This window comes from Pseudomonas sp. P97.38 (assembly GCF_001269745.1).
Lineage (GTDB): Bacteria > Pseudomonadota > Gammaproteobacteria > Pseudomonadales > Pseudomonadaceae > Aquipseudomonas > Aquipseudomonas chlororaphis_E.
On the sequence record NZ_LHVJ01000028.1, the window covers coordinates 63,303 to 82,876 of the forward strand.

Annotated in this window: 21 protein-coding genes and 2 pseudogenes; 10 read left to right on the top strand and 13 right to left on the bottom strand. The window is 63.4% G+C overall.

Going from position 1 to position 19,574, the window contains the following annotated elements:
* Positions 1-109: 109 nt before the first annotated feature.
* The 7 genes and pseudogenes from AD664_RS23215 to AD664_RS27965 all read right to left on the bottom strand — a co-directional run.
* Positions 110-652, bottom strand: a complete 543-nt coding sequence (locus AD664_RS23215; RefSeq protein WP_053150181.1) for a disulfide bond formation protein B — start codon at positions 650-652, stop codon at positions 110-112.
* Between the two features lie 256 nt (positions 653-908).
* Positions 909-2,156 carry a heme biosynthesis protein HemY gene (locus tag AD664_RS23220; protein ID WP_053150183.1) on the bottom strand — a complete coding sequence of 416 codons (1,248 nt, stop codon included), beginning with the start codon at positions 2,154-2,156 and terminating at the stop codon, positions 909-911.
* A complete protein-coding gene (locus AD664_RS27955; protein ID WP_047739431.1) occupies positions 2,153-3,286 on the bottom strand; it encodes a uroporphyrinogen-III C-methyltransferase in 1,134 nt (377 codons plus the stop codon). Before AD664_RS27955 ends, AD664_RS23220 begins: the two co-directional genes overlap by 4 nt.
* A gap of 36 nt (positions 3,287-3,322) precedes the next feature.
* Positions 3,323-4,069, bottom strand: a pseudogene (locus AD664_RS27960) (uroporphyrinogen-III synthase); the annotation flags it as partial.
* Positions 4,066-5,007, bottom strand: coding sequence for a hydroxymethylbilane synthase (gene hemC / locus AD664_RS23230; protein WP_047735789.1), 942 nt, complete (start codon positions 5,005-5,007; stop codon positions 4,066-4,068). The pseudogene AD664_RS27960 and the gene hemC, both read right to left, overlap by 4 nt.
* Before the next feature lie 137 nt (positions 5,008-5,144).
* Complete coding sequence (locus tag AD664_RS23235) at positions 5,145-5,891, bottom strand: LytTR family DNA-binding domain-containing protein (protein WP_042730384.1); 747 nt, start codon at positions 5,889-5,891, stop codon at positions 5,145-5,147.
* Positions 5,888-6,037: pseudogene (locus tag AD664_RS27965) on the bottom strand (sensor histidine kinase); the annotation flags it as partial. The pseudogene AD664_RS27965 and the gene AD664_RS23235, both read right to left, overlap by 4 nt.
* 317 nt (positions 6,038-6,354) lie before the next feature.
* Between AD664_RS27965 and argH the strand changes: the two are divergent.
* Entirely contained in the window at positions 6,355-7,749 is a 1,395-nt protein-coding gene (gene argH / locus AD664_RS23240) for an argininosuccinate lyase (protein WP_053150186.1), read from the top strand.
* Between the two features lie 130 nt (positions 7,750-7,879).
* Here argH and AD664_RS23245 read toward each other — a convergent pair whose 3' ends face one another.
* Positions 7,880-8,539 carry a glutathione S-transferase family protein gene (locus AD664_RS23245; protein ID WP_053150189.1) on the bottom strand — a complete coding sequence of 220 codons (660 nt, stop codon included), beginning with the start codon at positions 8,537-8,539 and terminating at the stop codon, positions 7,880-7,882.
* A gap of 125 nt (positions 8,540-8,664) precedes the next feature.
* Between AD664_RS23245 and AD664_RS23250 the strand changes: the two genes are divergently transcribed.
* From AD664_RS23250 to AD664_RS23260, 3 genes are all read left to right on the top strand, one after another.
* Positions 8,665-8,949, top strand: coding sequence for a hypothetical protein (locus AD664_RS23250; RefSeq protein ID WP_042730387.1), 285 nt, complete (start codon positions 8,665-8,667; stop codon positions 8,947-8,949).
* Between the two features lie 163 nt (positions 8,950-9,112).
* The gene (locus tag AD664_RS23255) at positions 9,113-9,358 is read left to right on the top strand and encodes a TIGR02647 family protein (protein WP_041022651.1); all 246 of its coding nucleotides are present in this window, start codon (positions 9,113-9,115) and stop codon (positions 9,356-9,358) included.
* Between the two features lie 177 nt (positions 9,359-9,535).
* On the top strand, positions 9,536-12,379 hold the full coding sequence (locus AD664_RS23260; protein ID WP_053150191.1) for a class I adenylate cyclase: 2,844 nt from the start codon (positions 9,536-9,538) through the stop codon (positions 12,377-12,379).
* Positions 12,380-12,388: 9 nt separating this feature from the next.
* Here the strand turns inward: AD664_RS23260 and rnk are convergent, their stop codons facing one another.
* From rnk to cyaY, 3 genes are all read right to left on the bottom strand, one after another.
* Positions 12,389-12,799 carry a nucleoside diphosphate kinase regulator gene (rnk, locus tag AD664_RS23265; RefSeq protein ID WP_053150194.1) on the bottom strand — a complete coding sequence of 137 codons (411 nt, stop codon included), beginning with the start codon at positions 12,797-12,799 and terminating at the stop codon, positions 12,389-12,391.
* Between the two features lie 271 nt (positions 12,800-13,070).
* On the bottom strand, positions 13,071-13,289 hold the full coding sequence (locus tag AD664_RS23270) for a DUF1289 domain-containing protein (protein WP_053150197.1): 219 nt from the start codon (positions 13,287-13,289) through the stop codon (positions 13,071-13,073).
* Between the two features lie 4 nt (positions 13,290-13,293).
* Complete coding sequence (cyaY, locus tag AD664_RS23275) at positions 13,294-13,626, bottom strand: iron donor protein CyaY (RefSeq protein ID WP_053150199.1); 333 nt, start codon at positions 13,624-13,626, stop codon at positions 13,294-13,296.
* Between the two features lie 184 nt (positions 13,627-13,810).
* On the opposite strand from cyaY, the gene AD664_RS27290 reads away from it, so the two are divergent.
* From AD664_RS27290 to AD664_RS23300, 6 genes are read left to right on the top strand one after another with little or no spacing between them, the layout of a single operon-like run.
* Entirely contained in the window at positions 13,811-13,984 is a 174-nt protein-coding gene (locus AD664_RS27290) for a lipoprotein (RefSeq protein WP_042731447.1), read from the top strand.
* Positions 13,985-13,993: 9 nt separating this feature from the next.
* Positions 13,994-15,241 (top strand): diaminopimelate decarboxylase, encoded by a 1,248-nt coding sequence (lysA, locus tag AD664_RS23280; protein ID WP_053150202.1) that lies wholly within the window; start codon positions 13,994-13,996, stop codon positions 15,239-15,241.
* A gap of 4 nt (positions 15,242-15,245) precedes the next feature.
* On the top strand, positions 15,246-16,076 hold the full coding sequence (gene dapF, locus AD664_RS23285) for a diaminopimelate epimerase (RefSeq protein ID WP_042731445.1): 831 nt from the start codon (positions 15,246-15,248) through the stop codon (positions 16,074-16,076).
* A 13-nt stretch (positions 16,077-16,089) separates the two neighbouring features.
* Positions 16,090-16,815: a DUF484 family protein gene (locus AD664_RS23290; RefSeq protein WP_042731444.1), complete on the top strand. Its 726-nt coding sequence runs from the start codon at positions 16,090-16,092 to the stop codon at positions 16,813-16,815.
* 2 nt (positions 16,816-16,817) lie between these two features.
* Positions 16,818-17,717 carry a tyrosine recombinase XerC gene (gene xerC / locus AD664_RS23295; RefSeq protein WP_053150205.1) on the top strand — a complete coding sequence of 300 codons (900 nt, stop codon included), beginning with the start codon at positions 16,818-16,820 and terminating at the stop codon, positions 17,715-17,717.
* Positions 17,714-18,418 (top strand): HAD family hydrolase, encoded by a 705-nt coding sequence (locus AD664_RS23300; protein ID WP_053150208.1) that lies wholly within the window; start codon positions 17,714-17,716, stop codon positions 18,416-18,418. Before xerC ends, AD664_RS23300 begins: the two co-directional genes overlap by 4 nt.
* A gap of 198 nt (positions 18,419-18,616) precedes the next feature.
* Here the strand turns inward: AD664_RS23300 and sutA are convergent, their stop codons facing one another.
* Both sutA and AD664_RS23310 read right to left on the bottom strand, forming a co-directional pair.
* Entirely contained in the window at positions 18,617-18,940 is a 324-nt protein-coding gene (gene sutA / locus AD664_RS23305; protein ID WP_014340827.1) for a transcriptional regulator SutA, read from the bottom strand.
* 102 nt (positions 18,941-19,042) lie between these two features.
* Positions 19,043-19,468 carry a secondary thiamine-phosphate synthase enzyme YjbQ gene (locus AD664_RS23310; protein WP_042731441.1) on the bottom strand — a complete coding sequence of 142 codons (426 nt, stop codon included), beginning with the start codon at positions 19,466-19,468 and terminating at the stop codon, positions 19,043-19,045.
* Positions 19,469-19,574: the final 106 nt, after the last annotated feature.

The following is a 19,574-nucleotide window of genomic DNA, read 5'->3' on the forward strand; positions in this document are numbered from 1 at the left end:
CCAGACACAACATGTTCGAGTGACACGATTCCGATAACACGTGCGGGCCAGATTATGCCCGCACGACTACCGCTTCAAGGTACGCAGGCGATAAAGTTCATACAAGTGTTTAATCCAGTACTCGGGCCCACTGCGACGTATCGCCGCCGAGAGGTCGTGCCAGAGCACTCCAGGCAAGGCGCAGCAGCAGATAGGTCATTGCGACGGACACGGCGAGAAAGAACAGCAGGCTCCATTCGGGGATGCTCAGGTCGAACAGCGTCCAGGTGATGTTCGCGCAATCGACCACCCCATCGAGTACCCGACGCAACGCACACCACCACGATTGCACCCCGATCATGGGGGTGACGCAATCAGCCACCGACTGGACCGAACGACTCTGCATCAGGACCTGATGCCAGGCCAGCGTCATCCCCCCCGACGCGAATACCCACCCCAAGGCCCCATAGACGATGCTGCCCGAGCGCCCCGGGCCGTGCACGCAGGCCGCGAGGCTGTTCACCAGCAACAGCAGCAGGCACACCCGCTGCAAGACACACAGGCTGCAAGGCGTCAGGCCGACCGAATATTCCAGGTAACTGGCGATGCCCAGTGCCAGGGCCGCGGCGATGGAAGCCATGAGAAACAAGAAGCGCGAGCAAGCCAAAAACATGGCGGTTCCGTAGCAGAAGAGACAAGTCGTTACGGTAGAGGAAAGCCCTCGGGCCTTTCAAGGCAGGCTCGCGCAGACACTTCACCAGGGATGTAGGGAATTCCCGACAGAGACAAAGGGACTTGTTACAGCTCGCTGTAGGACTTTGCCAAGGGCACTGACAAAGGCCCTTCAAGCGATGGCTGTTCATCGCTTGTAACGCAATAAAAGCCGTGGCGAGGGAGCGGCGCCCTCGCCACGATGACTCAGGCCATGCTCACGTCGACAGCACCTGCGCCGACACCGGCAGCGGCGCCGCCAGCAGGCGCTCGTCGAGCAAGCCCAGTCCTTCCTGGAACAACTGATTGCTGCGCTCGGCGTCGCCCAACTGCGCCAACAGGCGCGCCAACTCTGCGCAGGCTTCGGGATTGCGCTGGATCCGCAGGCTGCTTTCCAGGTAATCCCGGGCCTTGCCCCACAAGCTGTTCTGCAGGCAGAGACGCCCCAGGGTCAGCAGCAGGCTAGGATCGGCCGGATGGTCCTTGAGCCAACCTTCGGCCGTTTGCAGTTGCCGGACCGGATCACTGCCGCGGACCAGCCCGTACAGGCGCGCGAGATGGCTGTCGTAGTGGCGCTTGAGCGCGATGCGCAGCGCCTCTTCGGCTTCGATCTGCGCTCCCAGTTGCCGCAACTGTTCGGCATACGCCAGCACCAGCGCCGGCTCCTGGCGCTGGGCGGAGGTCAACTGTTGCCAGGCCCGGTTCAACGATTGCAAGCCGACGCTGCCATCCTCTTCGCGGTGGGCCGCCAGGGTGAGGTTCTCGCCCCACGCCCGACGCTCCAGCTCCGCCAGCTCGGCGGCAGGCAAGACCTTGTCTTTGCGCAGCTCGGGCAGCAGCCGGATCACCGCCGACCAGTCGCCGCGCTGCTGATGCAGCCGTTGCAACTGGCGCAGCACCTGGACGTTATGTGGATGGCGTTCGTGCATGGCTTGCAGTGTCTCCAGCGCCCCTTCTGTGTCACCCCGGTCGGTCTGCAACTGCGCGTGAGTCAGGGCAATGGCCAGTTCCGCCTGGGGCTGGCGCTCCAGGGCGCGCTCCAGCAGGCTGTCGCTCTGCTCGTAAAGCCCTTGTTCATTGGCCGCGCGGGCCGCACCGAGGTAATACAACAGGGGTTGGCGCTCGGCTTCGGCGGCGCGGTGCAAGTGCCGTTGGGCACTGGCCCAGCGACCTTCGGCCAGGTCCAGCTGGCCGTGCTCGATCGCCACTTGCACACGTCGGCTGCGGTTGCGGCGCGACCACGGGTTGACCACGCCGCTGGAGGTGGTCACCAGCCCGATCAACGCAACCACCGCGCGCCACAGCAGCCAGAACACCGCCACCAGCGCCAGGGTGACCCACAGGCCGGCTTCGTAACGGAAGTTTTTGTACGCCACCAGCACGTAACCGGAATGCTCCGCGATGGCCACGCCCAGCAAAGCGGCGACGACGATGACCACGAACACAATCACGTAGAGGCGCTTCATGGCGTGGCCTCCTGGGCGCCCGCCTTGGGCAGCGGCTTGACCGATTCTTCGGCATTGAGGTTGCGCCGCTCAAGGTAGGCCTGGACGCTGCTCAGGGTGCCCGTCAGGTCCGGCGTGACCACGGTCACCGGCTGATTGGTCAGCTCGGCCACGCGTTCGAGCATGATCTTGATCTGGGGGTTGTCCTGGTTGAAGTTGTTTTTCAGCACGTCCCGCGCCTCGGTCAGCGCCTGGGTGTACACCGGCGCCTGCCCATTGAGGGCCGCCCATTGGGCCTGCTCCAGCGCCAGGCTCAAGGCCAGGCGCACCTGCATCAGGCTTTGCCCGGCCAGGAGCGGACGGACGTTCTCATCGGCGTTGAAGTCGATGCGGATGTACCGCGAGATCTGGTCCCACCACTGTGCCCAACGGCTGGCACCATCGCCATCGGCCGTCAGGCCCAGCAGGGACTCGCCGCGATCCTTGTATTCCGGCGCCAGCTCGCTGAGCTGCAGCACCTGGTCTCGCAAGGCGCCCAGTTGCAGGAACAGTCCGGTGCGATCCGGCTGCTCGGTGCTGCGCAACGCGGCCAAGGTCTTGGCCAGTTGTTCGCGGGCGGCGAACGAACCGGGGTCATCCTGTTCGCGCAGGATTTCGTCGGCGCCCTGGACCAGCGCCTGGGCGCTGCTGATGTCCTGCAAGGCGGAAAGACGCAGGCTGGCCAGGCGCAGCAAATGCTCGGCCTCGGCCAGGCGCCAGTCCTTGCGGCTGGCACCGAGCACGGTTTCCAGGCGCTGGCTCAGGTGCTGCTGGTCACCTTGCAGTTGGGCCACCAGGCGACGACGTTCCTCCAGCTCTTCGGCACCAGGCAACTGGGCCAGGCGCTCGGTCAGGCGCTGCTCATTGAGCTTGAGGGTCTGGGCCTGGTCGTTCAGCGCCTGGACCTGGGCGGACTGTTGCTGGTTGTTGGTTTGCAGGTGACGCACCTGCCACACACCCCAGCCGCCAACCGCTACGCCGGCGGCCCCGAGCAACAAGGCAAAAATAGCCAGCCCGTTGCCGCGACGCGGCGCCACCGGGGCTGGGGTTTCAACCGGCGCGTCGAGCACCGGCTGGTCTTGATCTGCTTTTGGCAAGGCTGTTTCGCTCACGTATCCATCCTTCGCATTAGAAAACGGCACGGAGTGCTCCCGTAACGCCGCCAGCAAAGCCGCGGCGCTGGCGCCACGGCAATCCACAACTGTTCGGGCCCCGGCGGCACGCGCCATCTCGGCAACCCTTGGGCTTGGCACAAACAACGGTAACCGTGCCAGCGTCGGCCAGGCATCGCCGGCCAATCGCTGCAGATGCTCCAGGCCCTGCCCACTGCTGACCACCAGTGCGTTCAAGCGTTCCGCTTCAACCCGCGTCGGCAGCTCACCTTCGGCGTAATGAGGAATGTCGCGTCGGTATAACTCCAGGTAATCGACACTAGCACCTTGCTCGCGCAAACGCTCCGCCAGCAAGCCACGCCCGCCTTCGCCACGCACGATCAAGACCCGCGGATCGGGCCGGCTGACAGCCTGGCGCAACGCGGGAAGTTCGAGCAAGGCTTCGCTGTCGTCACCGTTGCCTGGATAAAACACCGTGAGGCCGGCGTCGGCGAGAATCTGCCCGGTGGCCGCCCCCACGCTGAACCACGGCTGATCGGGCGGCTCGGGCCAGAGCAGGCGCAGTTGTTCGATGCACAGGCGGGCGGCGGGCTTGCTGACCACGATCACGGCACAGTATTGATCCAGCGCCTGGAGCATCGCCCGCCCGGCATCGGACAGCGGGATCGGCTCGATCGTCAGCAACGGCAGGCTGCTGCTGAAGACACCCGCATCAGCCAGGACAGCCGCCAAGGCCGACGACTCATCCTGCGGCCGTGTGAGCAGCAGCCGCCACCCCGTCACGCGTGGCCCGCCTCGCCGTAGACCGCCTTGAGAATGTCGGCGGCGCCCTGGCTCAGCAGGTCTTCGGCCACGCGCACGCCCAGCGCCTCGGCATCACGGTGCGGTGCCCGGGCCTCAGCACTGAGCAACCGGCCGCCATTGGGATCGCCCACCAGGCCACGCAACCAGACCTGCTCGCCTTCCAACACGGCGTAACAAGCGATCGGCACCTGGCAACCGCCGTTCAGATGCTTGTTGAGGGCGCGCTCGGCGAATACCCGGGTGGCGGTGTCTTCATGGTGCAACGGCGCCAGCAAGGCATGGATGTCGCTGTCGGCGCTGCGGCACTCGATGCCCACGGCGCCCTGCCCACCTGCTGGCAGGCTGTCGTCGACGCTGATGGCCGAGGTGATACGGTCTTCGAAACCCAGGCGGATCAGGCCGGCGGCGGCGAGGATGATCGCGTCGTACTCGCCGGCGTCGAGCTTGGCCAGACGCGTGTTCACGTTGCCACGCAGGAAACGGATCTGCAGGTCCGGGCGGCGCGTCAGCAATTGCGCCTGGCGACGCAGACTGGAGGTGCCCACCACACTGCCGGCAGGCAATGCCTCGAGGCTGGCGAACGTGTTGGAAACGAATGCATCGCGCGGGTCTTCCCGCTCGCAGATGCAAAACAGGCCCAGGCCTTCGGGGAAGTCCATGGGCACGTCTTTCATCGAGTGCACGGCGATGTCGGCTTCGTTGTCCAGCAACGCGGTTTCCAGTTCCTTGACGAACAGGCCCTTGCCGCCAATCTTCGACAGGGGGGAGTCGAGCAGCTTGTCGCCGCGACTGACCATGGGCACCAGGGTCACGACCAACCCGGGATGGGCGGCTTCCAGGCGGGCTTTGACGTATTCGGCCTGCCAGAGGGCCAGGGCACTTTTACGGGTGGCGATGCGGATCTCGCGAGGGGACATGGATCAATCCGTACTTAAAAGATACGGCAGATAATAACAGTTCAGCCAGAACCGCTTTGATTTGAATCACGACCCCAAGGCCTCCCTGGCCGTCATTGTCCTGGGAAAGGAATGTCTGGAACGACCCGCGAGCCGGGCTAAAGCTGCTGCATCATCTTGCGCACGCCGGCCACGTGTCGTCGGCTGACGATCAGCGCATCACCGTTGAGGCCTTTGAGGAAAAGCTGGAAATGCCCCAGGGGCGTGCGTTGCAAACGCTCGATCCGCTCGCGGGCCACCAGGGCATTGCGGTGGATACGAACAAAGCGTTCGCCGAACTCGTCCTCAAGGGCCTTGAGTGGCTCGTCCAGCAACACCTCGCCACTCTCGTGGCGCAAGGTCACGTACTTGTGATCGGCAATGAAGTAGACCACCTGATTCAACGGGATCAACTCGATGCCTTTGCGGGTGCGCGCGCTGATGTGGCTGCGCGGGCCGCTGCCACTTTCCGCTGCCGGGCGGGTCAGCGCCGCCAGTTGCACCCGGTTGGGTCGCTCGGCCTTGCGCAAGGCATCGGGCAAGGCCTCGGACGCCACCGGCTTGACCAGATGGCCGACGGCGCTGGCCTGCAGGACCTCGGGCGGAAAATCGTCCCGGGTGCTGCAGAACACCACCGCAGGCGGCGACTCTCGTTCGCACAACTTCGCCGCGACCTGCAGGCCATCCAGGCCAGGCATGCGAATGTCGAGCAGCACGATATCCGGCTTGTGGCTGTCGATAAGGGCCAATGCCTCTTCGCCATTGGTGGCGCTCGGCTCCAGGACACTGTAACCCTCGAGCTCGCCAACCATTCGGCTCAGGCGCTCGCGGGCCAGTGGTTCGTCATCAACGATCAGGACATTCATATTGCGCTGGATTCCTGCGTGAGTCTCGCACAAGGATAGCGTAGACAGGGGAAGTGACATCCGTCACCGCGATCCACGCTAAGACTCGCCCGAGGGCCAAAAAGTGCCGCGAGGCGGTCGCCTATCTTTACCAGCGCTTGCCTACCGATGCTCGAGGCCTGTTGTCGCACGGCGTCGCCGTAGGGATTGTTCGTTCTCGATCTGACCAATATTGAGCACCCCCTGGTTGATTCGGCCGATTCGCCATGATTGAAAAAAAGCAAACACCTATCGTCCACTGTAGACGGTTGCCACGACGATATTGCTCAATCGGAAAATATCGTTGCGCGCAAAACCGCTCCGAACGCCCGGCCCACGGGTAAAAAACCTGCCGACCAGTGTCAGCGCCAGCCCTGGCAACCCTGTTATCATCCGCCGCAGCCTTCAACCGCTACTTTTTCCACAGCCGATCACGAGCGAATTCATGAGCACTGACAAGACCAATCAGTCCTGGGGCGGCCGCTTCAGTGAACCCGTCGACGCCTTCGTCGCCCGCTTCACCGCCTCCGTCAACTTCGACCAGCGCCTGTATCGCCACGACATCATGGGCTCGATCGCCCACGCCACCATGCTGGCCAAGGTCGGCGTGCTGACCGATGCCGAGCGCGACAGCATCATCGACGGCCTCAAGACCATCCAGGCTGAAATCGAGGCCGGCCAGTTCGACTGGCGCGTCGACCTCGAAGACGTGCACATGAACATCGAAGCGCGCCTGACCGATCGCATCGGCGTGACCGGCAAGAAGCTGCACACCGGCCGCAGCCGCAACGACCAGGTCGCCACCGACATCCGCCTGTGGCTGCGCGACGAGATTGACCTGATCCTGGCTGAAATCACCCGCCTGCAAAAAGGCTTGCTGGAGCAGGCCGAACGCGAGGCCGAAAGCATCATGCCGGGCTTCACGCACCTGCAGACCGCGCAACCGGTGACCTTCGGGCACCACATGCTGGCCTGGTTCGAAATGCTCAGCCGCGATTACGAACGCCTGGTCGACTGCCGCAAGCGCACCAACCGCATGCCCCTGGGCAGCGCCGCGCTGGCCGGTACCACCTACCCGATCGACCGCGCCTACACCGCCCAACTGCTGGGCTTCGACGCCGTGGGCGGCAACTCGTTGGATAACGTCTCGGACCGCGATTTCGCCATCGAATTCTGCGCCGCCGCGAGCATCGCGATGATGCACCTGTCGCGTTTCTCCGAAGAGCTGGTGCTATGGACCAGCGCGCAGTTCCAGTTCATCGACCTGCCCGACCGCTTCTGCACCGGCAGCTCGATCATGCCGCAAAAGAAAAACCCCGACGTCCCGGAGCTGGTGCGGGGCAAGAGCGGTCGGGTGTTCGGCGCGCTGATGGGCCTGTTGACCCTGATGAAAGGCCAACCGCTGGCCTACAACAAGGACAACCAGGAAGACAAGGAACCGCTGTTCGACGCCGCCGATACCCTGCGCGACTCGTTGCGGGCCTTCGCCGACATGATCCCGGCCATCAAGCCCAAGCATGCGGTGATGCGCGAAGCGGCCCTGCGTGGTTTCTCCACCGCCACCGACCTGGCCGACTACCTGGTGCGCCGTGGCCTGCCCTTCCGCGACTGCCATGAAATCGTCGGTCACGCCGTCAAGTACGGGGTGGACAGCGGCAAGGACCTGGCGGAGATGAGCCTGGACGAACTGCGCCAGTTCAGCGACCAGATCGAACAGGACGTGTTCGCGGTGCTGACCCTCGAAGGCTCGGTCAATGCCCGTGACCACATCGGCGGCACCGCGCCGGCGCAGGTCAAGGCAGCGGTCGTGCGCGGCCAGGCGTTGCTCGCCAGCCGCTAAAAGGCGAAAAGCTTCGCGAGCAAGCCCGCTCCCACAGTCGATCTCCAGTGAACGCAGGCTCTATGAGCTGATGGAGATCCAATGTGGGAGCGGGCTTGCTCGCGAAGGCATCCGCTCAGACGCTACACATTCACTTCTTGGCGGCGACCTTCGCCAAAAACTCCGGCATCCCCGCGTCCCTGTCCGCGGCGATGCGCTGCACGTGCGGATTTTGCCCCAAGCGCTCCATCAACGCCTGGGCCGCGGGCAGTTCGGCCAGCAGGTCAATATCGAACAACTTCTTGCCCACCTGTAAGGCGGGCGAAACACTGTAGAGAAAATACAGGTCGGCAACGCTCAGGCTGTCGCCCGCGACATAGGGCGAGAATTTGCCGTGCCTGCCCAGCGAAGCGAACCCCAGCAGCAGTTCGGCCTTGGCCTTTTCCTTGACCGCATCGGCCACCGACATGCCGAAGAAGGCCTCGGCATAGCAGGCCCGGGCGGGCAGTTCGATGTACAGCTCGATCTCCCTGCACAGGGCCAGTATCTGGGCGCGCTCGTACGGATCGCTGGGCAGCAGGGCCTTGCCCTGCTGGGTTTGCTCGATGTATTCGAGGATCACGCTGGTTTCGCTGATGAAACCTCGCTCGGTCTTGAGCACCGGCACCTTGCCGCGCGGGCTGATGGCAACCACTTCGGGGGCCTGACTGCCGTAGAACGACACTTCCTGGAAGGGCACGCCCTTCTCCAGCAGTGCCAGCTTGACCATGTTGTAGTAATTGCTGACGCAGAAACCATAAAGCTCGAGCATTACAGATGCCTCCAGGCCGGTGGGGGTTGGCAGCCTAGCGTTATAGACTGCGCGGACGTTTCTCGCCAGGCGCATCACGGCGCTGAATGCAGGTAAACTGGCGACCTTTCTGACAGGAGCCGGCCATGAGCGAGCCAACCGATATCGATAACGACGAAGAAGAATTCGTTGAAAACACGCTGATCCAGGCCATCGAAAACCAGATCGAAAGTGACAATCCGCCTGCGGCCAAAGCCACTTTCAACAAGTTGACCCTGGTCGGTTATGAGCGCGAAGACATCCTCAACCTGATGGCCCATGTGCTGGCGGTGGAGATCGACGCGATCCTGGAAGAAGACCGCCCGTTCGATACCCAATGGTACGAAGCCGCACTGCGCGCCCTGCCTGAGCTACCGCCGGAAAAGAACTGAACGACAGGTGCAGATGCTCCTGTGGCGAGGGGATTTAGCCTGACAGAACACTGGCCCCCCTCCCCAAAACAAAAAAAGCATGACCCTGGCACTGGACAGCTCGGCCGAGTGCGCTCACCTTAGTGACGCTGTCGACCCAATTCCTAGAAAGTCTGGAGTCCTTATGTCGCTTACCCCTGAGTTGGTTGCCGAACTGGAAATCCTTGCACTCTTCAACCTGGACAGTTCCCAGGAAGGCCTGAAAATTCATCAGACCGCTGCCCCCAAGGCCATTGCCGCCGCCCAACGCCTGTATGAAAAAGAATTGATCACCCAACCCGACGGTGGTTACCTGACCAGCCTGGGTCGGGACGCCGCGCAGAATGTCCAAACCGTCCTGACGATTCTCAGCGTCCAAGAAGCCGCCTGATTCGCCCCTGTCGCCCACGGAAATCTGCCTGGCCGGATTTCCGCAGGCGCAGGCGTCTTATGTGAAAAATCTGACATCCCAATCGACTTTCAGCTTAAGAATTCCCGAGCCCGGACGCTAAACTGCCATCACCCCCTGATTTCCCACGTTCGACGCCGCGAGCCGGTTTGAGCTGACATGACCCGCAACCATGAAATACGCCCTGATCTGGACGAGGGAATCGACCGCAAGGTCCTGAGCCAGTTGCGCGCACGTTTTCTCAAGCTCAACAGCGTCCGGATGGAGCGCGCCCTGGAAGGCCTGTCCCCGCGCCAGCAAGGCGTGCTGACGCTGTTGCCACTGTTCTTCCACGTCAACCATCCGCTGCTGCCTGGCTACGTCTCCGGCAGCACGCCCGCGGGGCTGTCGAACTACGAACCCGATGCCAACGTGCTCGCAGAGGCCCAGCGCCTGACCCGTTCGTTTTCCTACAAGCCGCGCCACGGCAGCAATCCGCCGCGACCGATCCATGGATTGTTCCTGATGGGCAGCCTGGGCACCCTGGCCCAGGCCGACCAGAGCGACATGGACGTGTGGGTCTGCCACGGCCCGGACTTGAGCGACGACGAACTGGCCGAGCTGCGCAAGAAATGCCAGTTGCTGGAAACCTGGGCCGCGACCCAGGGCGCCGAGGCGCACTTTTTCCTGATCGACCCGGTGCGCTTCGTGCGCGGCGAGCGCGACAACCAGCTCAGCTCCGACGACTGCGGCACGACCCAGCATTACCTGCTGCTGGACGAGTTCTACCGCACCGCGATCTGGCTGGCCGGACGCACGCCTATCTGGTGGCTGGTGCCGGTCTACGAGGAAGACAACTATGAGCAATACACCCATACGTTGCTTTCCAAGCGTTTCATTCGCGCCGACGAGACTCTGGACTTGGGCCATATGGCCTACATCCCACCGGGAGAGTTCATCGGGGCCGGGCTCTGGCAGTTGTTCAAGGGCATCGAATCACCCTACAAGTCTGTGCTCAAGCTGCTGCTGACCGAGGTGTACGCCAGCGAACACCCGGATGTGCGCTGCCTGAGCCTGCGCTTCAAGCAGGCGGTGTTTGCCAACCGCCTGGACCTGGAAGAACTGGACCCCTACATGGTGGTCTACCGCCGCCTCGAGGAATACCTCAACGCCCGTGGCGAACCCGAACGCCTGGAGCTGATCCGCCGGGCGTTGTACCTGAAGGTCAATCGCAAACTCACCGGCCAGGTACGCAGCGGCGGCTGGCAACGGGTGCTGCTCGAGCGCCTGGCCCGGGAATGGGGCTGGGACCAGCGGCAACTGGCGCTGCTGGACAGCCGCAGCCAATGGAAAGTGCGCCAGGTCAGCCATGAGCGGCGGGCCCTGGTTAACGAGCTGACCCACAGCTACCGCTTCCTGTCCCAGTTCGCCCGCACCGAAAAGACCGTCAGCCTGATCAACAAGCGCGATCTCAATGTCCTTGGACGACGGCTGTACGCGGCGTTCGAGCGCAAGGCCGACAAGGTCGAGTTCATCAACCCCGGCATCGCCCCGGACCTGGCCGAAGACACCCTGACACTAGTCCAGTCGCCGAACAAGAAAGAGCCTGGGCAAAACCAGTGGGGCTTGTACAACGGCAGCCTCAACGCCCTGGAGTGGGAGAACTTCGCACCGATCAAGCGCAGCCGCGAGCTGCTGGAACTGTTGACCTGGTGCCATCGCAACGGCGTGATCGACAGCAGCACGCGCCTGGCCTTGCACCCCGGCAGCAGCGACCTGAGCGAGTTCGAGTTGTTCAACCTGCTGGGCAGCCTGCAACAGTCCATCGCCCTGCCTCTGGCCACGGTCGACGAAGAGCGACTGCTGCGCGCCAGCGTACCCAGCGAAGTGCTGATCCTGGTAAACGTCGGCGTCGATCCGCTCAAGCACCACCGTGACCTGAATATCCTGATGACCACCGAGCGCACCGACTCCCTGAGTTACGCCGGGGTCCGGGAAAACCTGGTGCTGACCCTCGACCAGGTCACGCTCAACAGCTGGAATGAAGTGCTGGTCAACCGTTTCGACGGCGAGCATGCGTTGCTCGATTGCCTGCGCGACTACCTCAACGACCTGCCCGCCACGCAAAACCAACCGCGCTTGCAGGTGCGCTGCTTCTGCCACAACCGTGCCCAGTTCATTGCCCGCCGGGTCGAAGAGGTCTTCGAAACCGCGCAGACCCTGCTGCTGAGCCGGCTCAACTACCGCTACCTGCTTCAGGTCCAGCAGCACTATCACGTGCTGGAATTGCTGCCCGGCCAGGTCAATCACGTGGCGCTGGGCAGCCAGTCGGCGCTGATGGATTACCTGGGCGAGGAACTGAGCGCCTACAGCCCGCTGCACCTGGACTCGATGGCCCTGGAAGACCACGACCTGGCGCTGGTCCTGCCCATGGGGCAGCCCGAGTGCATCCAGGTGTTCTACCGGGTCAACGAAGACGATGCCGATCTGTACGTGCTCGATGAGCTCAATGCCCTGTGGCAGCAGCGCTTGCCGTATCACGATGAGCACAGCCTGCTGGTGCCTTTGCAGCGCTTCCTGCAATCGGTGCTGTACCGCCGCGACGCGTTGCTGCCGATCGAGGCCGCCCAACCGCTGCCCCTGGAAACTCTGTACTACCAGCTCCTGCCGTCAGGCCCAGGCCGGGCGCGGCGGATCGAATCACGGCAAGCGCCGCAGACACCGCAGAACAAACCGTTCTATGACGTGCAGGCAATCATCGGCAAGGCGACCCACGGGCAGGTGCACGTGACGCTGTATTGCGACCAGCAGGAATTTTCCGAATTGGAGCATGGCGACCAGCTGTTTCGCGTGGTCGCCCGGGAGATCGTCGAGCAGCGCCGCGAGGCCCAGCGCTATCGCTGCTACATCACCGACCTGGACCTCTCGGGGCTGGTGGGTGACGGCGCCTGTTCAAGCAATCTGTACCTGCGCTACAAGGCCGACCTCGAACGCGCGCTGAACGAGGCGCTGGCCCTGGTCTGAGGGCTCGCCTCAGAGGTGGAAGTCACCGCCGGCCTCGGGCTGGTATTCGACGTCCAGCAAGGTCAACTTCAGCGTCTTGCCACCCGGCGCCGGCCAGTCGATGTGCTGGCCGACCTTCAGGCCCAGCAAGGCGCTGCCCACGGGCGCCAGGATCGAGATCTTGCCTTCGTCGGCATTGGCGTCCTGTGGGTAGACCAGCGTCAGGTGATAGTCCTTGCCACTGCTCTCTTCACGGCAATGCACCCGCGAATTCATGGTCACCACATCGGCCGGCACTTCATCGTGGCCCACCAGGGACTCGGCGCGATCCAGTTCGGTCTGCAACGCGATGACGCCGGGCAAGGTGTCATCAAGGCTGTCGATCAGGCGCTCCAGACGCTGTACGTCCAGGCGGGTAAGGGTGATGGCAGGTGCGGTCATGATTCAGGCAGACTCCTTTCTTCTGCACGAAAAAAGCAAAACCCCGCCACAAGAAGACGGGGTTTTCACGGGCCTCGATGAGTTGAGGCGTTGCCGGACACTACCACAGCTCAATAAATAAACAACCCGGGGCTATCGAATGTACGGCAGCGAACCCGTGTGGCGAGGGAGCTTGCTCCCGCTGGGTTGCGAAGCGACCCCAAAAACTGCGACTGCTGCGCAGCCGAGCGGGAGCAAGCTCCCTCGCCACAAAAGCTCGCAACGCGAGCGCTTAGCCCAGCGATTTGCGCTTGAGCGCCTCGGCACAGATCACCCGCCGGCGCGCGTCGTCGGCCGAACGCCATTCACGGATATCCTCCACATGGCGGAAGCAGCCGAGGCAGACTTTCTGCTCGTCCAGCTTGCACACGCTGGTGCACGGCGACGGCACGGCAGGGCTGACGTTGCTGTAGAGCGGCTTGGGCGGGCGCGCCGCAGCGGTCTGGCTCACGCTGTCACAAGCCTTCGAAATCGAGCTTCACCCCAGCCTGCGCCTTGACAATGCGCTCGAGCATCTCACCCAGTTGCTCCTCGCTCTTGTCGCACATCCAGCGCTCGCTTTCCTCGTCGTAGTCGAAGTGGTAGCCGCCGGACACCGCCGCCAGCCACAACTGGCGCAACGGCTCCTGGCGACTGAAGATCAACTGGCTGCCGTTCTCGAACTTTACGGTGAGCACACCGGCGGAGCTTTCCAGGTCGATGTCCAGCTCGCTGTCGTCGAACACATCTTCCAGCGTTTGCTGGGTCGCATCGACCAGATCGTGGAAACGGGCTTCAGTCAAATTCATTGCGGCAACCTCGAAAATGTCAGCTCATGCTCAAGCGCCGCAAGATACGGGCGCTGCCTGATGATTGCAAAGGATAACCCATCGACGACCCCCAGCACCGCCGGACGGGCGCCCCGTTGCATAGGCAAGGCGCCGGGTGGCCGGTATACTCCGGCGCAATTAATGCATTTTCAAGGATTTCGCCATGAAGCGCCTGATCTCTTCCCTTGCTGCGCTCGTCGCGGTTGCCTGCCTTGTAACAGCTTGTGGTCAAAAAGGTCCGCTGTACCTGCCTGACGAGAGCAAGTCCCCTGAAGAGCAGGCCAAGTCGTCGCAATCCAAGTCCCACGCGCACGACACCCACACCACTACTTACTAAGGGAACGCCATGGACGTTTTTAACTACCGTGGCGGGGAGCTGTTCGCGGAAGGGGTTGCCCTGTCCGCGATCGCCGAGCGCTTTGGCACGCCGACCTACGTTTATTCCCGCGCCCATATCGAAGCCCAGTACCTGGCCTTCGCCGATGCCCTCGCCGGCATGCCGCACCTGGTCTGTTTCGCCGTCAAGGCCAACTCGAACCTGGGCGTGCTCAACGTCCTGGCGCGCCTGGGCGCCGGCTTCGACATCGTTTCCGGTGGCGAACTCGAACGCGTGCTGGCCGCGGGCGGCAGCGCCGACAAAATCGTCTTCTCCGGCGTCGGCAAGACCCGTGAAGACATGCGCCGCGCCCTGGAAGTGGGGGTGCACTGCTTCAACATCGAGTCCACCGACGAGCTGGAGCGCCTGCAAATCGTCGCCGCCGAGCTGGGCGTGCGCGCGCCGATCTCCCTGCGCGTGAACCCGGACGTCGACGCCGGCACCCACCCGTACATTTCCACCGGTCTCAAGGAAAACAAGTTCGGCATCGCCATTGCCGACGCCGAAGACGTGTACGTGCGCGCCGCCCAACTGCCGAACCTGGAAGTGCTGGGCGTCGATTGCCACATCGGCTCGCAGCTGACCACCCTGGAACCCTTCATCGATGCCCTCGACCGCCTGCTGGCGCTGGTCGACCGCCTCGGCGACTGCGGCATCTACCTGCGTCACATCGACCTCGGTGGCGGTGTCGGCGTGCGCTATCGCGACGAACAACCGCCGCAGGTGGCCGAGTACATCAAGACCGTGCGTGAACGCCTCGAAGGGCGTGACCTGGCGCTGATGTTCGAGCCGGGCCGCTACATCGTCGCCAACGCCGGCGTGCTGCTGACCGAGGTCGAATACCTCAAGCACACCGAGCACAAGGATTTCGCCATCGTCGACGCGGCCATGAACGATCTGATCCGTCCGGCGCTGTACCAGGCCTGGATGGACGTGACCGCCGTGCGCCCGCGCGATGGCGCGACCCGCAGCTACGATATCGTCGGGCCGATCTGCGAGACCGGTGATTTCCTGGCCAAGGGTCGGGAACTGGCGCTGGAAGAAGGCGACCTGCTGGCCGTGCATTCGGCCGGTGCCTACGGTTTTGTCATGAGCTCCAACTACAACACCCGCGGCCGCTGCGCCGAGGTGCTGGTGGACGGTGACCAGGCTTTCGAAGTGCGTCGCCGCGAGACGGTAGCCGAGTTGTTTGCCGGCGAAAGCCTGCTGCCGGAGTAAAACCATGCTGCTGCGTTTTACCAAGATGCACGGCCTGGGGAATGACTTCATGGTCCTCGACCTGGTCAGCCAGCACGCGCACATTTTGCCCAAGCACGCCAAGCTCTGGGGTGACCGGCACACTGGCATCGGCTTCGACCAGTTGCTGATCGTCGAGGCGCCGAACAACCCGGACGTGGACTTCCGCTATCGGATCTTCAACGCCGACGGTTCGGAGGTGGAGCAATGCGGCAACGGCGCGCGCTGCTTCGCCCGCTTCGTGCTGGACAAACGCCTGACCGCCAAGCGACAGATCCGCGTCGAGACCAAGAGCGGCATCATCGAGCTGGATGTGCGCAACGACGGCCAGATCAGCGTCAACATGGGCGCCCCGCGCCTGGTGCCGGCGGACATTCCGTTCAAGGCACCCGCCCAGGCGCTGAGTTACCAGGTCGATGTCGAAGGCACCCCGGTGGAACTGGCCGCGGTGTCCATGGGCAACCCCCATGCCGTGTTGCGCGTGAGCGATATCAACAGCGCGCCGGTGCATGAGTTGGGACCGAAAATCGAACACCACCCACGCTTTCCAGCACGGGTGAACGTCGGTTTCCTGCAAGTCATCGACCGTCACCGCGCGCAGTTGCGCGTATGGGAGCGCGGCGTCGGGGAAACCCAGGCTTGCGGCACCGGAGCCTGTGCGGCCGCAGTTGCGGCGATCAGCCAGGGGTGGATGGATTCGCCTTTGCTGATCGACCTGCCTGGCGGGCGCCTGTCCATCGAATGGGCAGGCCCTGGCCAACCGGTGATCATGACCGGCCCGGCAGTGCGCGTATACGAAGGACAAGTTCGTCTTTGAGTGAGCCAACCCCATGACCGACAAGCCACAGGTTCCAGCGACGCCGCCCGACGACACTCCGAGCCCGCTTCCAGAAGCCGCGGCCGTGGCCGCCTACCTGGAGGCCCATCCGGACTTCTTCGTCGGGCACGAAGAATTGCTGGCAACGATGCGCATCCCTCACCGGCGCGGCGACACCGTGTCGCTGGTGGAGCACCAGATGAAGATCCTGCGTGAGCGCAACATCGAAATGCGCCACCGCCTGTCCCACCTGATGGACGTGGCACGGGACAACGACCGGCTCTTCGACAAGACCCGTCGGCTGATCCTGGCGCTGATGGACGCCAGCACCCTCGAAGACCTGGTCATGAGCGTCGAAGACAGCCTGCGCCAGGATTTCCAGGTGCCCTTCGTCAGCCTGATCCTGTTCGGCGACAACGCCATGCCGGTGGGCCGCTGGGTGACCCACGCCGAAGCGCAGACTGCCATTGGCGGCCTGCTCACGGAGAACAAGAGCGTCAGTGGCAGCCTGCGCGAACATGAGCTGGACTTCCTGTTTGGCGAAGAGCAGCGCAAGCAGATCGGCTCGACCGCCGTCGTCGCCATCGCCCACCAGGGCGTGCACGGCGTGCTGGCCATCGCCAGCCGTGACCCGCAGCACTACAAGAGCTCGGTGGGCACGCTGTTTCTGAGCTACATCGCCGAAGTCACCGGCCGCGTGCTACCTCGGGTCGCCGGTTCGCTGCGCTCGGTACGCTGACCATGGAACGGCAACTGGACGCCTACTGCGAACACCTGCGCAGTGAGCGCCAGGTGTCGCCCCACACGCTGGCGGCCTATCGCCGCGACCTGGAAAAAGTGCTGGGCTGGTGCCAGAAGCAGAACATCGGCAGCTGGTCGGCTTTGGACATCCAGCGCCTGCGCAGCCTGGTCGCTCGCCTGCATCAACAGGGGCAATCTTCCCGCAGCCTGGCGCGCCTGCTCTCGGCGGTGCGTGGCCTGTACCAGTACCTCAACCGCGAAGGCCTGTGCGATCACGACCCGGCCACCGGCCTGGCACCGCCCAAGGGCGAACGCCGACTGCCAAAGACCCTCGACACCGACCGCACCCTGCAATTGCTCGAAGGCGCCGTCGAGGATGACTTCCTGGCCCGGCGCGACCAGGCGATTCTCGAGCTGTTCTATTCCTCCGGCCTCCGGCTCTCGGAGTTGACCGGGCTGAACCTGGACCAGCTGGACCTCGCCGACGGCATGGTCCAGGTGCTCGGCAAAGGCAGCAAGACTCGCCTGCTACCCATCGGCCGCAAGGCCCTCGAGGCGTTGGAACAATGGCTGGCGCTTCGAGCGCTGGCCAATCCCGCCGACGATGCGGTCTTCGTCAGCCAGCAGGGTCGGCGTCTCGGCCCGAGGGCGATTCAGCTACGGGTCAAGGCCGCCGGCGAACGCGAACTGGGCCAGAACCTGCATCCGCACATGCTCCGGCATTCCTTCGCCAGCCACCTGCTGGAGTCCTCCCAGGACTTGCGCGCCGTCCAGGAATTGCTCGGCCACTCGGACATCAAGACCACACAGATCTATACCCACCTGGACTTCCAGCACCTGGCGACGGTCTATGACAGTGCCCACCCCAGGGCCAAACGCATCAAGGGCGACGAATCATGACCATCAAGCTCATCACTTTCGACCTGGACGACACCCTGTGGGACACCGCCCCGGTGATCGCCAGCGCCGAGGCCGTCCTGCGCCAATGGCTGACCGACAACGCACCGAACCTGGGCGGCTTGCCGGTGGAGCATCTGTTCTCGATTCGCGAGCAGGTGTTGCGCGAAGAGCCCGGCCTGAAGCATCGCATCAGTGCGTTGCGCCGGCGCGTGCTGTTCCGTGCGTTGCAGGAAGCCGGCTATGACCAGTGGCAAGCGTCGGAGCTGGCGGACCAGGGGTTCGAGGCGTTCCTGCATGCCCGCCATCAGTTGGAGATCTTTCCCGAGGTACAGCCCACCCTGGAAATCCTCGCCAATCAGTTCAGCCTGGGCGTGGTCACCAACGGCAACGCCGATGTGCGCCGCCTGGGGCTGGCCGACTATTTCAAGTTTGCCTTGTGCGCCGAGGACATCGGCATTGCCAAACCCGACGCCCGATTGTTCCACGAAGCCCTGCAACGCGGCGGTGCCACGCCCCAGACCGCCGTGCACATCGGTGACCACCCCGGCGACGACATCGCCGGTGCCCAGCAAGCCGGACTGCGGGCGGTGTGGTTCAACCCGGCGGGCAAGGCCTGGGATGCCGAACACGCGCCAGATGCCCAGATCCGCAGCCTGAGCGAATTGCCGGGGTTGTTGGCCGGGTGGCACAACCAACACTGACCCTGCAAGCACCACAGACCCCTGTGGGAGCGGGCTTGCCCGCGAATGCGGTACATCCGTCGACACCTGCTTTCACTGATCCGCCGCGTTCGCGAGCAAGCCCGCTCCCACAAGAGGCTGCATCGCCTGAATGCCAATCTGCCCCCATGAAAAAGCCCGCAGCGACGGCGGGCTTTTTCAGCAAGCAAGAAGCAGAACTCAAATAGGGCGGCTGCCGTATTTGTTGTCGGGTTTCTTGGGCGGGTCGGCGACCACGTTGGCCTCCACTTCCTGCACCTTTCCACCCCGGGCCAGGAATTCTTCCATGGCCTTGGCGAGTGCGTCACGCTCCTTGTTCTTGGCCTCTACGCTCGGCAACTCGTCGACCGACACCGCGGCCTTGGCCTTGCCTTTGGCGGTGGGAGCCGGGACATCGGCACCATCGTCATCGGCAACGTCTTCAGCTGCCGCTTCCAGGCCTTCTTCGGTCTCGTCTTCGTCGCCTACTTCGAGGTCGTCGTTTTCCAGATCATCGTCGCTCATGTTCTACCTCATGACTTGCGAAAAGCAGATTAGTTATAGCCCAGCTTCGCCATCTGTTCGAAGGCTGCCAGAAAAAATTCAACATCCGCCGTCAACCAGCGGTCATGCCCCTTCACCGTATAGCGTGGCGAGGACTTTACGAGCACCGCCATGATCACGGTGCTCGCCCAGATAAACACCTTGCCAGGTCCCCAACGCCAGCCGTCCAGCCGTCACCGGCAGGGTCAGCTGACAACCGAGCACGCTCGCCTTGAAGTGCGCCGGGAGGTCGTCCAGGCCTTCGTCGTTGTGCTCGTAATCGGCGGTTCCTTGTGGGATCAACCGATTGAAAAATCGTTCGAAGTCTCGACGTACCGCCGGATCGGCGTTCTCGTTGATCGTCAACGAAGCCGAGGTGTGCTGCAGCCACAGATGCAACAGACCGACACGGCACGCCCGGAGTTCAGGCAGGCCGGCGAGCAACTCGTCCGTCACCAGATGAAAGCCCCGGGGCCGTGCCCGCAGGGTAATCAGCGTCTGTTGCCACATACACTTCTCCGCACGCTCGGCGCGCATTCTAGCGCGCTCTGAAAAAAAACAAAGGGCCTAATATTCTTGCCTCCATGTAAGCCTTTGGCGGTAGAAAAGCCCATGT

Excerpts from the sequence above, each read along its gene's own strand:
- AD664_RS23215 (WP_053150181.1), bottom strand. The coding sequence starts at position 652 with ATGTTTTTGGCTTGCTCGCGCTTCTTGTTTCTCATGGCTTCCATCGCC.
- AD664_RS23220 (WP_053150183.1), bottom strand. The coding sequence starts at position 2,156 with ATGAAGCGCCTCTACGTGATTGTGTTCGTGGTCATCGTCGTCGCCGCT.
- hemC (WP_047735789.1), bottom strand. The coding sequence starts at position 5,007 with ATGTCCCCTCGCGAGATCCGCATCGCCACCCGTAAAAGTGCCCTGGCC.
- AD664_RS23235 (WP_042730384.1), bottom strand. The coding sequence starts at position 5,891 with ATGAATGTCCTGATCGTTGATGACGAACCACTGGCCCGCGAGCGCCTG.
- argH (WP_053150186.1), top strand. The coding sequence starts at position 6,355 with ATGAGCACTGACAAGACCAATCAGTCCTGGGGCGGCCGCTTCAGTGAA.
- AD664_RS23245 (WP_053150189.1), bottom strand. The coding sequence starts at position 8,539 with ATGCTCGAGCTTTATGGTTTCTGCGTCAGCAATTACTACAACATGGTC.
- AD664_RS23250 (WP_042730387.1), top strand. The coding sequence starts at position 8,665 with ATGAGCGAGCCAACCGATATCGATAACGACGAAGAAGAATTCGTTGAA.
- AD664_RS23255 (WP_041022651.1), top strand. The coding sequence starts at position 9,113 with ATGTCGCTTACCCCTGAGTTGGTTGCCGAACTGGAAATCCTTGCACTC.
- AD664_RS23260 (WP_053150191.1), top strand. The coding sequence starts at position 9,536 with ATGACCCGCAACCATGAAATACGCCCTGATCTGGACGAGGGAATCGAC.
- rnk (WP_053150194.1), bottom strand. The coding sequence starts at position 12,799 with ATGACCGCACCTGCCATCACCCTTACCCGCCTGGACGTACAGCGTCTG.
- cyaY (WP_053150199.1), bottom strand. The coding sequence starts at position 13,626 with ATGAATTTGACTGAAGCCCGTTTCCACGATCTGGTCGATGCGACCCAG.
- AD664_RS27290 (WP_042731447.1), top strand. The coding sequence starts at position 13,811 with ATGAAGCGCCTGATCTCTTCCCTTGCTGCGCTCGTCGCGGTTGCCTGC.
- lysA (WP_053150202.1), top strand. The coding sequence starts at position 13,994 with ATGGACGTTTTTAACTACCGTGGCGGGGAGCTGTTCGCGGAAGGGGTT.
- dapF (WP_042731445.1), top strand. The coding sequence starts at position 15,246 with ATGCTGCTGCGTTTTACCAAGATGCACGGCCTGGGGAATGACTTCATG.
- AD664_RS23290 (WP_042731444.1), top strand. The coding sequence starts at position 16,090 with ATGACCGACAAGCCACAGGTTCCAGCGACGCCGCCCGACGACACTCCG.
- xerC (WP_053150205.1), top strand. The coding sequence starts at position 16,818 with ATGGAACGGCAACTGGACGCCTACTGCGAACACCTGCGCAGTGAGCGC.
- AD664_RS23300 (WP_053150208.1), top strand. The coding sequence starts at position 17,714 with ATGACCATCAAGCTCATCACTTTCGACCTGGACGACACCCTGTGGGAC.
- sutA (WP_014340827.1), bottom strand. The coding sequence starts at position 18,940 with ATGAGCGACGATGATCTGGAAAACGACGACCTCGAAGTAGGCGACGAA.
- AD664_RS23310 (WP_042731441.1), bottom strand. The coding sequence starts at position 19,468 with ATGTGGCAACAGACGCTGATTACCCTGCGGGCACGGCCCCGGGGCTTT.